General features: G+C 34.4%; 13 protein-coding genes and 1 pseudogene. 13 read left to right on the top strand and 1 reads right to left on the bottom strand.

All coding sequences use genetic code 11. The annotated features are described in order from the left end of the window. Positions 1 to 336: 336 nt before the first annotated feature. The 13 genes and pseudogenes from FHK87_RS25895 (at position 337) to FHK87_RS25835 (ending at position 13,811) form a co-directional block, all read left to right on the top strand. Positions 337 to 1,038: pseudogene (locus FHK87_RS25895) on the top strand (ApaLI family restriction endonuclease). 168 nt (positions 1,039 to 1,206) lie between these two features. Then, positions 1,207 to 2,232 (top strand): DNA-methyltransferase, encoded by a 1,026-nt coding sequence (locus tag FHK87_RS25890; protein WP_226294429.1) that lies wholly within the window; start codon positions 1,207 to 1,209, stop codon positions 2,230 to 2,232. Between the two features lie 194 nt (positions 2,233 to 2,426). Next, complete coding sequence (locus FHK87_RS25885) at positions 2,427 to 3,305, top strand: SH3 domain-containing protein (RefSeq protein WP_140597818.1); 879 nt, start codon at positions 2,427 to 2,429, stop codon at positions 3,303 to 3,305. Positions 3,306 to 3,579: 274 nt separating this feature from the next. After that, complete coding sequence (locus FHK87_RS25880) at positions 3,580 to 4,389, top strand: hypothetical protein (protein ID WP_140597816.1); 810 nt, start codon at positions 3,580 to 3,582, stop codon at positions 4,387 to 4,389. Further along, positions 4,386 to 4,928, top strand: a complete 543-nt coding sequence (locus tag FHK87_RS25875; protein WP_140597814.1) for an HD domain-containing protein — start codon at positions 4,386 to 4,388, stop codon at positions 4,926 to 4,928. The genes FHK87_RS25880 and FHK87_RS25875 overlap by 4 nt, the downstream gene beginning before the upstream one ends. Positions 4,929 to 5,153: 225 nt before the next feature. Then, positions 5,154 to 5,354, top strand: coding sequence for a helix-turn-helix domain-containing protein (locus FHK87_RS25870; RefSeq protein WP_140597812.1), 201 nt, complete (start codon positions 5,154 to 5,156; stop codon positions 5,352 to 5,354). After that, positions 5,347 to 6,828, top strand: a complete 1,482-nt coding sequence (locus FHK87_RS25865) for a type I restriction-modification system subunit M (protein ID WP_140597809.1) — start codon at positions 5,347 to 5,349, stop codon at positions 6,826 to 6,828. Before FHK87_RS25870 ends, FHK87_RS25865 begins: the two co-directional genes overlap by 8 nt. A 1-nt stretch (position 6,829) precedes the next feature. Continuing rightward, positions 6,830 to 7,459: a hypothetical protein gene (locus FHK87_RS25860; RefSeq protein WP_140597807.1), complete on the top strand. Its 630-nt coding sequence runs from the start codon at positions 6,830 to 6,832 to the stop codon at positions 7,457 to 7,459. Then, positions 7,456 to 8,916: a type I restriction-modification system subunit M gene (locus FHK87_RS25855; protein WP_140597805.1), complete on the top strand. Its 1,461-nt coding sequence runs from the start codon at positions 7,456 to 7,458 to the stop codon at positions 8,914 to 8,916. The genes FHK87_RS25860 and FHK87_RS25855 overlap by 4 nt, the downstream gene beginning before the upstream one ends. A 10-nt stretch (positions 8,917 to 8,926) precedes the next feature. Beyond that, complete coding sequence (locus FHK87_RS25850) at positions 8,927 to 10,024, top strand: restriction endonuclease subunit S (RefSeq protein ID WP_226294428.1); 1,098 nt, start codon at positions 8,927 to 8,929, stop codon at positions 10,022 to 10,024. 2 nt (positions 10,025 to 10,026) lie between these two features. After that, positions 10,027 to 12,993: a type I restriction endonuclease subunit R gene (locus FHK87_RS25845; RefSeq protein WP_140597801.1), complete on the top strand. Its 2,967-nt coding sequence runs from the start codon at positions 10,027 to 10,029 to the stop codon at positions 12,991 to 12,993. A gap of 180 nt (positions 12,994 to 13,173) precedes the next feature. Further along, positions 13,174 to 13,518, top strand: coding sequence for a hypothetical protein (locus FHK87_RS25840; RefSeq protein WP_140597799.1), 345 nt, complete (start codon positions 13,174 to 13,176; stop codon positions 13,516 to 13,518). Between the two features lie 65 nt (positions 13,519 to 13,583). Then, positions 13,584 to 13,811: a hypothetical protein gene (locus FHK87_RS25835; RefSeq protein WP_140597797.1), complete on the top strand. Its 228-nt coding sequence runs from the start codon at positions 13,584 to 13,586 to the stop codon at positions 13,809 to 13,811. A 35-nt stretch (positions 13,812 to 13,846) separates the two neighbouring features. Here the strand turns inward: FHK87_RS25835 and FHK87_RS26565 are convergent, their stop codons facing one another. Beyond that, positions 13,847 to 13,972, bottom strand: coding sequence for a hypothetical protein (locus tag FHK87_RS26565; protein ID WP_262711284.1), 126 nt, complete (start codon positions 13,970 to 13,972; stop codon positions 13,847 to 13,849). Between the last annotated feature and the right edge of the window lie 139 nt (positions 13,973 to 14,111).

The following is a 14,111-nucleotide window of genomic DNA, read 5'->3' as shown; positions in this document are numbered from 1 at the left end:
CGGTTTAGAAGTAGTTTTAACCATTGAACAAGCTAAGGAAGAAATTATTACTCCAGCTATTAATAAATATCAAAGTATATTAAATCCTATTTTTGAGATATAAAAAAACTAAGCCTAACAATTTGTATATTGCATATGCCTCCTTCGGCAGGCAAACGCAACATACAAGAGACGTTGGGCACAATACCCAAAAGAACTCTGCAAAAGGATTTAAATTTCTTAAATTTGTTAAAATTTAAGAACTAATTGAAACTATATAAATTGAATAAAAAAGAACTTGTAGATTACTGTAAATCTCTAGGAATTGAGACAAAAGAGAAAACTAGAAACACTTTAATGGAGGATGCAGAAACATACGGAAATCAACAAATCCTGCAAGCGAAAAAGGACGGAACGGACTTTGAGTTGCTATATTCAAAAATCGAAGAACTTTCCAATAGATATGCTGAAACTCTGAATGGAAAGATAGAGGATAGAAAAGAAGAAATGCTCGAAGATGATACTTCTCATTATCTAATTTATAGAGTATTGGGAATTTCTAATGAAAGAGGTCAATTAATTGATGTTTATCAAAATACAGGTCGATTTCTCTACAAATATGCAGGCTCTTTTTTAGAGGAAGCTACTGTTCTATGTTTCAAATTTAATAATTTAAAAGGAAAAAGAACGCTTGTAGATAATACAGTAGGCTCAAAACCTAAAACGTTTGAAATTGACTTTTTAGATGGTAACAATGCAATTGAAATCAAATGGCGAGATGCTACAACAGATGGAGACCACATAACAAAAGAACATACAAGAGTTGAGTGCATAACAAGTTAGGGCTATAAACCAATTCGAGTTATGTTTTACTATCCTCAAAGAAAACAAGCAATAAAAATTCAAAAAATACTTGCTACTTATTATAAAGGTGTAAAAGGAGAATATTATGGTGGAGATGAAGCTTGGAATTTTGTCAAAAAATATACTGGCTACGATTTATTAGAAATCCTAACTTCTATTGCAGATAAAAAGACTAAAGCGGATGGAAGTAGATAAAATATATAAGGGAAATTGTATCAACAAATTAAAAGAATTAGAATCGAATTCCGTTGATTTAATATATTTTGACCCGCCGTTTTTTACTCAAAAAAACATTCATTAGTAACAAGAGATGAGTCAAAAAAATATGAATTCAGCGATAGCTGGAACTCATTAGATGACTATATAGATTTAATTGAATCTTGCCTAAAAGAATGTAAAAGAGTTTTAAAAGAAACCGGAAGTGTTTTTCTTCATTGCGACAAAGTTGCTTCTCATTATATCAGAGTAACTCTTGACAAAGTTTTTGGTATGAAAAATTTCCAAAGTGAAATTATTTGGAGTTACAAAAGATGGTCTAATTCAAAAAAAGGACTTTTAAACTCGCATCAGAATATATATTTCTATTCAAAAAGTAAGAACTTTAAATTCAATCAATATTACACAAATTACGCTGCTACAACAAATATTGACCAAATCTTACAAGACAGAAAAAAAACTGCCAATGGAAAGTCAATCTACAAAACAGATGAAAATGGCAATATTGTTTTAGGAAAAGAAAAAAAAGGCGTGCCATTATCAGATACTTGGGAAATTCCTTATCTCAATCCTAAAGCAAAAGAGAGAGTTGGCTATCCAACACAAAAACCTGTTTTACTTTTAAAAGAAATAATTAAGATTGTAACAGATAAAGGAGATTTAGTTGTTGACCCTTTTTGTGGTAGTGGAACAACTTGTGTAGCTGCTAAATCTATGGACAGAAACTTTATTGGAATTGATGCTTCCAAAGATGCTGTTGAACTTGCAAATAGACGATTGGAAGAAATGATAATCACGGATTCTGCTTTATTAAACAAAGGTTATAATAGCTACCTTGAAAAATCTGAATACGAGATGGCAATTCTTAAAAGTATTGATGCTCTGCCAGTTCAAAGAAACTCTGGAATTGATGGGTTTTTAAGAAAGCATTTTAACGAGAAACCTGTACCAGTAAAAATTCAAGGGAAGAAAGAAACTCTAAATGATGCAATTGAGAAACTTGAAAAATCTTGCCAAGGAAAAGAATTTGATTTAAAAATTGTAATTCAAACTCGCAGAGAATCAAGAGGTAACAGGCTTTTTGAATTGGAATCGGATATTGAAATTATCCAATCACAGGAAATGATAATTGAGGAATTGAAAGAAAAAAGTACTGTGCCCAACAATGTATAAAAATAATAGCGGTTTTAGTGCTTATGCCAAAGTCAGTAAACTTAAATAAGGTCTGTTCTTAACGGAAAAATTAGTACGTAAAATCCGCTACTGCGCTTATTCAAGACCGTTACCACACATTTGACAAGACCAATGATACAAGGAATTTTAATAGTAATAATTGGAATTGGAATTGAAATGGAATAATATAATTTATGAAAAAATCTCTTCACTTAATACTTTCGTTTATTTTGATAAACGTCTTTAGCTGTAAAGAAGTTACTTCTAGTAAAGAATTTGAGCCTTCGAAAAAACAAAATACCACTTATAAAGATTCTATCAGTAAGCAAAAAAAGTTAGCTCAAGAAAAAGACAATGAGTATTATTATGTTAACGCAAAGTCTGGTTTAAATTATAGAGAATCTCCCAAAGGAAAAATAATAAGTAAATTTAATTTAAACACGAAATTACTGGTAATTGAAAAAACAAAGATATTAGACCAAGTAAAAGACGGTGAAAAAACTCTAAAAGGAGAATGGTATGGAGTTGAGAAAGGTAAAGACACCGTTTATGTTTTCAATGCTTTTTTATCAGATCAGAAAAGTTTAAGTGAACAAAAAATAAATGACACATCGGTCTGGCTAGCTGACCAAGAAGATGATTGTGTTTTTGACTTCAATACTCAAACGGATGATTTTCTCAAAGAAATCCCTGAATTTTCAAATTACGTTTGGGATAATAAGCAAAAAAAGGCAACAATAAAACTTGACGACGGAAATACATTAATCGTAACTCGTGGAGGTTGTAATCACTTTTCGTTTTATGGGAATTTACTTTTAGAAAAATCGGAACTGAATTTAAATGACGAAAGCAAAATATTTAAAAAAGCTTTGTGGATTGCAGAAAAATTATTTAATAAATCTGACTTAAATTTTATAAATGAATCTCTAAATAAAAGGAATTTTGAAATAGAACAATCAGAGAATCAAAAAAAATATATTTTTCAAATTGACAGATATTGTGATATGACTATAGTCGTTGAAAAAACAAATAATAATCAAATATCTATAGAAATCGGATATGATGTGTGCTAAAAACGTGTGGTAACAACATGTATAAAACATAGCTAATAAATGCTTAACCTAAAGGTTAGTGCTTATTTAAAAAGATTACCAAATTTTTAATTTACGACTTCTTCTTTTATTTTCTTTTTTGGTAGTCGTAGTCCTTCGGTAGGCATTTAAAAAAATGATAAATTAAAAACAAAATATAAGAATTCGGTTCTGTGTTAATCCGATAAGTTAGTGTCTTTTTATACGCTACATTTCATACACTAGACCGTTATAGCCAATCACTATCAATAAACGAATGGGTAATTATTATACAAGAATAGTTCGGGTATATCCTAAAATTGACAAAACCATTTTAAACAAAAATGAAATCTCTGAAAACATTGTGAAAACTGCTTTGTTAGATGAAGAATTGAATGTATTCGATAATAAAGAAAATAACTGTATTGATTTTATTTGGAGATCAAAAAGAGCAGGTGGAAAACTTGGTATTGATAGTTCTTTAGTTGATGTTTGGGAAATAAGAGGTGGTGATTATACTAAAATGTTTTTCAATGGTATTCTTCTAAATAATCCCAAGTATAATGGTTTTTTCTTTTTTAAATTTGATGAAATAGAAATCGTATTTGAAAAAGACAAAATTGATAAATTTCAGGAAATTTTCTATCAATTTGATATAGAAAAAAAAATATTAGTAGATAAAAAGCAATGTTGCTTTATTGTAAATATAAGCGGAACTTATTCTGCTGACAACGATTATGAAATTGGAATTGATGAAAATAAAATAAACAATTTAAGTAAAGACGAATTTTTAAAACTTAAAGGTACTGATAACTTTATCGAAGGAATATTTGTAAATAAATATAAAGCACAGAATTTATCAAATTTTTTGAGTAAATTTTATCAATTTGAAACAGATGAAGAAAAGACAACGATTCCATATTTAGGTATGCAACATTTTCAACTAAATTTCAAAAAAAGACCTGTTGCAAAAATTTCAAGAAATAATGGTAATGGATGGCAACCTTGGATTTACGAAACAATGAACTGGTGGGATAATTGCATTCTTCCTGAGTGGATAGAATATAAAAATAACAGAACTAAATGACTCAAGAACTCTATCAAGAGGCAATGAAATTTGCTGGAGAAAAGCATAGTGAACAAAAGGTTCCAGGAACTAATTCCAATTACTTACTGCACATATCCAATGTTGCAATGGAAGTATTATTAGCATATACCGCCAAAAAATCCTTTGATATAGATTTTGCAATTCAAGTGGCAATTCTGCACGACACAATTGAGGATACTAATGTAGACTTTAATGAAGTAAAGGATAAATTTGGAGAAAAAGTAGCTACTGCCGTACAAGCTTTAACTAAGAATGAAAGCCTAAACACAAAAAATGAAAGAATGATTGATAGCCTAAATCGAATAAATCAATTAGAAAAGGAGGTTGGTATCGTTAAACTTGCAGACAGAATAACCAACTTGCAAACTCCTCCAAAACACTGGAGCTTGGAAAAAACAATAAAATATTCTGAAGAAGCAAAAACAATTTCTTACCACCTTAATGGTAAAAATGCTTATCTTAATAATCGTCTAGATCAGAAAATAAAGGAATACGAATTAAATATAAAAAGGCTATAACAAAGTATAAACTGCATTAAAACGCAGTTTATACGAAACGTTGTATGCCATTGCAGTAAAAAGTCCACCGCACGTTCAAGCACATTTTCTGCTCCGTTCCTCCGCAGTAAAAGAGCTTTCACTTCCCCACTGCCACCCTGTTAAGTATTTCAAACATTTTATATCACGAAATACGATATATTTAATCTAAATCCTTAAATTGGTGCTTTCCAATTCTGAAACGAAATGAACAGAATAAAAGAAGTACTAAAAGAAAAAGGAATCAAGCAGACTTGGTTGGCCGAAAAGCTAGGTAAAAGCTACAATATGGTAAATGGCTATGTCCAGAATAGACAACAACCACGCTTGGAAGTACTAAATGAAATTGCACACATACTTGATGTAGATGTGCGTGAATTAATTATGCCGACAAAAGACAATGACTAAAGAAAAAATAACATTATCACAACTTGAACAATACCTCTCCAAAGCTGCCTGGATTCTAAAAGGACCTGTAGACGCTTCGGATTTTAAGGTTTACATCTTTCCATTACTTTTTTTTAAAAGAATATCGGATGTGTATGATGAAGAGTATCGTGTTGCGTTGGAAGAATCTGATGGAGATGAAGAATACGCAAACCTTCCCGAATTTCACCGTTTTGTTATTCCTGATGATTGTCATTGGAAAGATGTGCGTGAAACAACAACCAATGTTGGATTAGCCATTGAGAAAGCACTTAGAGGCATTGAGCAAGCCAACCAGGAATTCTTGTATGGGATTTTTGGAGATGCCCAATGGAGCAACAAGAATAAGTTATCGGATAGATTACTGATTGACCTAATCGAGCATTTCTCTCAATACGATTTATGCAACAGCAATGTAGATGCTGACCTCCTCGGTAATTCTTACGAATACTTAATCAAGCATTTTGCTGATTTAACCAATAAAAAAGCGGGGGAATTCTATACACCTCGTTCAGTGGTTCATCTCCTAGGTTTAATTCTTGACCCACATGAAGGAGAAACTATTTACGACCCTGCTTGTGGTACGGGCGGCATGCTCTTAGAATGTGTAGATCACTTAAAAGATGCCAAAGAAGATTACAGAACACTGAAGTTATTCGGACAAGAGAAGAACCTTACATCTAGTTCTATTGCGAGAATGAATATGTTCTTGCATGGTATTGAAGACTTCCAAATACATAGAGGCGATACACTTAGAAATCCTGCCTTTTTTGAGGCAGATGGATTACAAAGATTCGATTGTGTGATTGCCAACCCTCCATTTTCGTTAAAAGAATGGGGTGCAGAAAATTGGTCTAGTGATCCTTATGGAAGAAATATAGCTGGTGTTCCACCAAAAGGAAATGGAGACATGGCTTGGGTACAGCACATGATCAAATCCATGAATGATTCTGGAAGAATGACAGTTGTCTTACCGCATGGTGCTCTGTTCAGAAAAGGTGCAGAAGGAAAAATCAGAAAAGCATTATTAGAGCAGGATATGTTGGAAGCTGTTATTGGGCTCGGGCCAAATATCTTTTACGGAACACAACTAGCTGCTTGTGTGATGGTTTTCAAACAACAAAAAGATGCTGATAAAAAGGATAAAGTCTTATTCATTGATGCTTCCGATCAGGTGCGTGTTGGTAGAGCACAGAATTATCTAGAACCAGAGCATGTAACACAAATATTTGATTGGTACAATGCTTTTGAAGATGTAGAGAATCATGTAAAAGTAGCTTCTAAAGCGGATTTAGAGGAAAACGATTTCAACCTCAATATTCCATTGTATGTAGAAAAGATAATTGAAGATAACCTACCGAGTGTGGAAGAAGCATTAGCTGATTTGAAAATCGCTTGGCAAAAAAGCTTAGAAGCAGAGGAAAAGTTTAAAACGATTTTAAAGGAATTTATATAGCATGACAGAAGTACAATTTTTCGAGAAAGTACATCAGAAATATAAAGATTCGAATCATCTACTTGAAGGTGATGGAGGATATAAGATAAAGCGTGGAATGGCTCATGTTATGTCTGGCTATTTGGAAGACTTATTTGCACTCTACATAGCTCAAAAAGTGAACAGGAAAGATGTTGAATATTTTGTAGACAAAGTCATTTCAATCAGATTTTCAGAAAATGAGAAAGCTAAGTCCTTTAAACCTGATTTGGCGATTGTAGATAATGGTGTAATGACGCATTATTTTGACCTAAAATCCAACCTGGGGTGGAACAGAAATGCAGAAAACTACATGTTGGATAAAAATCGATTCATTGAAAAGTTAAAAGGACAAAATGCCTGGATACGAGACAAACACGATAAATCCGTACTAGACATTAAAATTTCGGACGCATTACAATACAATATGGTGGTGGTTTTTGGTGGAAATATTAACCCTACCCAGATGGATAATAATTTCAAAACTTCCAATGAATTGGAAAACGTACAGTTACATGTGTTACATAGAAAAAGAAAAGATGAAGCGCATGAAGCTATAGATATAGAGGCATTTGAAGCAATCCAACAATCACTAGAAATACTAACAGCATGACCCAAAAAGAATTAGAAAAATACCTCTGGGGTGCAGCTACCCAATTGCGTGGAACGATAGACGCAGGAGATTACAAACAGTATATCTTCCCACTCTTGTTCTTCAAACGTATCTGTGATGTGTATGATGAAGAATTTGAAAGTGCATTGGCTGAAAGTGATGGCGATATGGAATATGCAGCTTTTGCTGAGCATCATCACTTCCAAGTACCTGAAGGAGCACATTGGAAAGACGTAAGAGAAACTACGGTAAATGTGGGTGTGGCTTTACAAGATGCCATGCGCGCCATTGAAAAAGCGAATCCTGATACTTTGTACGGAATCTTTGGTGATGCTTCTTGGACCAACAAAAACCGTTTGAGTGATGAAACACTAATTAACCTTATTGAGCATTATTCTCAACACAAATTAAGTTTAAGCAATATCCCAGATGATAAATTAGGAAACGCCTACGAATACCTTATTAAGGAATTTGCAGACGATAGCGGGCATACCGCAGCAGAGTTTTATACCAACAGAACGGTAGTAACGCTCATGACCAAAATCATGGATCCGCAACCGGGCGAATCGGTATATGATCCTACCTGTGGTTCTGGTGGTTTGTTATTGAACTGTGCGTTGCATTTAAAAGAAGAAGACAAGGAATACCGTACGCTTAAATTATACGGACAAGAAATTAACCTCATTACCTCTGCCATTGCACGTATGAACATGTTTATGCACGGTATTGAGGAGTTTAGTATTGTACGTGGTGATACTTTGGCCAATCCTGCCTTTTTGCACTATGATGAATTGAAGAAGTTCAATGTGATTTTGGCGAATCCTCCTTATTCCATTAAAGCCTGGGACCAAAAAGCATTTACCAACGATCCATACGGACGTAATTTATGGGGGGTGCCGCCACAAGGTTGTGCCGATTATGCCTTTCAGCAGCATATCCAAAAGAGTTTAGATAACGATAACGGACGTTCTATTTCGCTTTGGCCGCATGGTGTACTCTTTAGAGATTCTGAAGCAGAAATGAGAAGAAAGATGATTGAAGATGATTTGGTGGAATGTGTCATTGGTTTAGGACCAAATCTATTCTATAACTCGCCAATGGAGGCTTGTTTATTGATAACCAAAACCAACAAGTCTGCAGAAAGAAAAGGAAAGGTTTTGATTATTAATGCGGTTAAGGAAGTAAAGCAAGAAAAGAACATTGCTTTCCTAGAAGCAAATCATATTGAAAAAATCTACAATAATTATAAAGATTTCAAGGAGATAGAAGAGTTTTCTAAGCTCGTTTCTGTGGAAGAAATTTTAGAAAGCAAGGGAAGTCTAAATATTGCTCAGTATGTAAGTAATGTTGAAAATAATGAAGATTCATTGTCTATTGATGAAGCTTTAACCAATTGGAACAAGAAATCTAATGAGTTAAAAGAAAGCATGAACGAACTTTTTCAAATCTTGAATTAATATGGAGACAATGACTGAAAAAATAGATTTGAAGAATTTGGATAAGAGTAATTGGACGTCTTTCAAGTTTGAAGAAATTGCTCAAAAAATATCCAAAACAGTAAAACCTGAAGAAGCAGAAGTTGATATTTATGTTGGTTTAGAACATCTCAATGGAGAAGATATTCATATAAGAAGAAAAGGCATTCCTGCTGATGTAAAAGGTGGCAAATTAAGATGTTATCCTGGTGATATTATTTTCGGAAAAAGGCGAGCTTATCAAAGAAAAGCTGCAATAGTTGATTTTGATGGTATCTGCTCTGCACACGCTTTTGTTTTTAGAGCAAATCCAGAAGTGATAGACCCAAAACTATTTCCTTTCTTTTTGCACTCTAATCAGTTTATGCACCGTATGGTGGATATTTCTGTTGGTGGACTTTCGCCAACTATAAACTGGGGTGACTTAAAGCATCAAGAATTCCTCCTCCCCCCCAATGATCAACAAGCCCAACTAGCCAAATTACTTTGGGCTATGGATGATGTGATTGAGAGGGAGAAGGTCGTTTTAGAAAGAACTGAAGTAATCAAAAACAGTCTTTTTAAAAAGTTTACTAGTTCAGAAGAAAATTGGACAAAACACAAAATAAAAGACTTAATGACTTTTAATTACGGTAGTGCATTAAAAGAATCTGATCGCAAAGAGGGAGAATATAATGTTGTTACTTCTTCTGGGATTCAAGGGACACATAATGAATATAAAACTGAAGGTCCAGGAATTGTTGTTGGTAGAAAGGGGAATGTTGGTCAGGTAACATGGTTAGATGATAACTTTTGGACAACTGATACAGCTTATTTTGTTTTAATCAATGAAGAATTCAAACATGTTCCATTGAAATTCTTTTATTACTTGCTTATCGCTTCAAATTTGAAAAAACATTCAATTGCGACTGCCGTGCCAGGATTAAATAGAGATGACGCTTTGTTGACCAATGTTTTTTTACCAACTGAAAATGAAATTAGTTCATACCTAGATAAGTTCAGCACTTTAGATGAGAAATTGACAGATATTTCGAGTAAGATTTCTAGCTCTCAATCCCTTCAAAAAAGTTTAATCAACCAAATATTCTAATAATGGGTTTCAATGAATTAAATAGCGTAGAGCATTACATCATTCACCAACTCAGTGGGGTGAATTTAAATAGCAAAGAAGCCAATGAACCACAGGTAGGTTATAGTGTACAATGGGTATATAAATCTTCAGATGAGATTCAGCGTGGAGTCAATGAAGTATTGGTAGAATCAGAGCTTAAAGAAGCTCTTATACGTTTAAACCCAGACATTGCTGCTAAACCAGAATTGGCAGATGAAGTGATTTACAAACTTAGAGCGGTTTTAATTGCTGTGAATCAAGTGGGATTGGTCAAAGCCAATGAAGAGTTTTTCAAATGGATGACAGGTGAGAAAACCATGCCTTTTGGAGAAAACAACCGTCATGTCCCTGTTCGTCTCATAGACTTTGAAGAGTTAACCAACAACAATTATGTAGTTACCAACCAATACCGAATTCATCATAGAGAAACCAAAATTCCAGATATCGTGATGATTATCAATGGAATTCCCGTGGTGGTAGGAGAAGCCAAAACACCTATTCGTCCTTCAGTAAGTTGGTTAGATGGAGCACATGAAGTACATGATATTTATGAAAATGCAGTGCCTCAACTGTTTGTGCCGAACATCCTTTCTTTCGCTACAGAAGGTAAAGAGTTGTATTACGGGGCTGTTCGTTGTCCATTGGAGTTTTGGGCACCTTGGCGCATAGAAAATGATGAAGATGCCATAGCCAAACGCCTTGGGCTTTCAGAAATTGGTAAAGAATTATCCGACTTGGTGAGCCCTACTCGTTTGTTAGACATCATGCGTAACTTCTCTTTGTTCTCTACGGATAAAAAGAAACGAAGAATTAAAATCATTCCTCGTTTTCAGCAATACGAAGGAGCCAATAAAATTGTTGAGCGAGTCAAAGAAGGTCGAGTTAAAAAAGGATTGATTTGGCATTTCCAAGGATCGGGAAAATCCTTCTTAATGGTTTTTGCAGCGCAGAAGCTCAGACGAGAACCAGATTTAAAAAGCCCAACCGTAATTGTATTGGTAGACCGTACAGATTTAGATACACAAATCAGCGGAATATTTGATGCAGCAGATGTTTCTAATGTGGAAAGCACCGATAGCATTAAAGAATTACAAACTTTATTAGAAAGAGACACTCGCAAGATTATTATTTCGATGATTCACAAGTTCCGAGATGCGAAGCCCAATATGAACACACGAGATAATGTAATTGTATTGGTAGATGAAGCGCACAGAACGCAAGAAGGAGATTTGGGTCGCACCATGCGTGCTGCTTTACCAAATGCATTCTTATTTGGTTTAACAGGAACACCCGTAAACAAAGCTGACAAAAACACCTTTTGGGCCTTTGGTTCTGAGGAAGATGAAGGCGGCTATATGTCTCGTTACACTTTCCATGATTCCATTCGCGATGATGCTACTTTGCCCTTGCATTTTGAACCTCGATTGGTAGACGTTCATGTCGATAAAGAAACCATTGATAAAGCAATGGCTGACTTTAAAGAAAGTACCGCTTTATCAGATGAAGAAGCAGATGCTTTGAATCAGAAATCGGCTAAAATGGCTGCATTCTTGAAATCACCAGAGCGTGTTTCTAAAATCGTTGAAGACATTGCAAATCACTTCAAAGAAAAGGTAGATCCGCACGGTTTTAAGGCTATGATTGTCACACCAGATCGTTATGCCTGTGTGCAATACAAGGAAGAATTAGATAAATACTTCCCAGAAGAAGCCAGTGTGGTAGTGATGTCTACTTCAGCCAATGATGATTTTGAATTCAAGCAAAAATGGGGCGTTGATAAAAGTCAACAAGAAAAGATTGTAGAGAAATTTAGCGATCCCTCATCAGATACCAAATTTATCATTGTAACGGCTAAGTTATTAACTGGTTTTGATGCTCCTGTACTACAAACCATGTATTTAGATAAGTCATTAAAAGACCACACGCTATTACAAGCTATCTGTAGAACCAACCGTTTATATCCAGGTAAGACATTTGGTAGAATTGTAGATTATTTCGGAGTGTTTGATGATGCAGCAAAAGCCTTACAGTTTGATGAGGAGTCTGTAAAGCAGGTAATTTCGAACCTTTCAGAGCTAAGAGAAAAGTTACCACAAGCCATGAAAGATGCATTGAGCCATTTTGAGGGAGTAGATAGAACACTAGATGGATTTGAAGGTCTAGAAGCTGCTCAAAATGCTATCAAAACAGATGAAGCCAAAGATGCTTTTGCTAAGGACTACAAATACCTATCGAAACTTTGGGAATCATTGTCGCCAGACAACATTTTGGATTTACATTATGCGGATTACAAATGGCTCTCCCAAGTATTCGAATCCGTAAAACCAGCATCTGATAATATTGGTAAGCTCTTATGGTTCTCTTTAGGAGCTCAAACTACGAAGTTAATACATGAGAATGTGCATGTTGGAGATGTACACCAATTGCAAGAGTTTGTCTTGGATGCTGATGTGATTGAAGACATCTTTAACAATCCAGATCCAAAGAATGCCAAGACGTTAGAGAAAATACTGGTTAAGCGTTTTAAAAAACATGGACAAAATCCAACCTTTAAGAAACTGAGCGAACGATTGGAAGCTCTTAGAGACAAAGCCGAAAGAGGGTTAATCACTTCTATAGAATTCGTAAAAGAGCTTTGTAAAATAGCGAAAGAGACCATTCAAGCAGAAAAGGAGTTAGTGGAGTTGATTGAAGAGAAATCACCAAAGGCTGCTTTATCAGATTTGTTTTTGGAACTAAAAACAGACGAAACACCTGCCGTAGTAGAACGAATCGTAAATGATATAGATGCAATTGTAAGAGTAGTGAGTTTCCCTGGATGGCAGCAAACCAATGCTGGTGAGCGTGAAGTACAAAAGTCGCTTAGAAAGCAATTATTAAAGTATAAACTACATAAGGACCAGGTATTGTTTGATCGAGCTTATGCTTATATAAAAGAGTATTATTAATGGCCAACGCAAGTTCAAGCACATTGCAATCCTCCTGCGTGCGGTTGCGGCAGCGCTTTCTCGCCAACGCTAAAAACGAAATGAATAAAATAAAAACGGCATATAACAATGTGTATAGTGCATAGCACCCTGCGGGATGCTACGACACCATACACGGAACGTTAGCGATCATATAAAAAAATGAAAAGATTTGAGACAGAAAAAATGATTCATTTTCTCTATAGGATGTCTATGTATTTGCCTGATATGACTAAGGATAACATCGTTTCTTTCATGCATGGTATTGACTTAGGAAAAGAAGGTGAGCCTCATTGGACGAAATTGCTTGATGAATTTATCGCGATCGAATATAAAGTTGAAGAAAGAGCCATGGGTTGGCCTTATCATGTTGAGATGTTAAGTGAACGAGAAGGAATTGAATGGAATGAGGGATTTAAAAAACTTATGCTTGAGATGATAAATAAATCAGATCAAATTCCATTTACTAAGAAAATGCAAAAATGGATTAACAATATGGAGAACTGAGTATTCAATACGATGTTAACTTACTGTGAATAATTACAAAAGTCACGAACTAAAATGAAGGAACTATGAGTAGATCGAAACAGAAAACTAAAATTCACGGAAATACAACAGCGAAATCGGAAAAGGAAAACAAGCAAGACGCAAATAGAAAATTTAGACGAATTATTAAACAAAAAGTCAAACTGAATAAAGAGGATTTACCTGAACTAAGGGAAGTCTCAAATGTTTGGTGTTTTGATAAGGATGGGAAAAGATATAATTCAGAAATGACTGAAAAAGATCTTCGAAAATAAAACGTTGTACAACAACATATATGTGATCATAGCAGTTAAGTGATTAATCCAATGGTTCTTGTATTTTTGGTAAGATGCAATGCTTGCAGAATGGAAAAGTTAGCAACCAATGCCCAGTTTTTGTCGAAGTCAGGGTAACATTTTGCTCTGCTACGACACATATATTAACCGTTAGGCTTAATTAAAATGACTCAAGTATTTATTTAATATAATTATGGATAATTTTCTAAAACTCTTTAACCCAACAGAATTAACGGAAACTATTAAGAAACTTGCGAAAAAGCAATTGAGTGATAAAAT

The organism is Aquimarina algicola, from assembly GCF_006443095.1.
In the GTDB taxonomy this organism is placed as follows: Bacteria; Bacteroidota; Bacteroidia; order Flavobacteriales; family Flavobacteriaceae; genus Aquimarina; species Aquimarina algicola.
The sequence above is the reverse complement of the archived record's forward strand: the minus strand, read 5'-3'. Positions and strand labels throughout refer to the sequence as shown.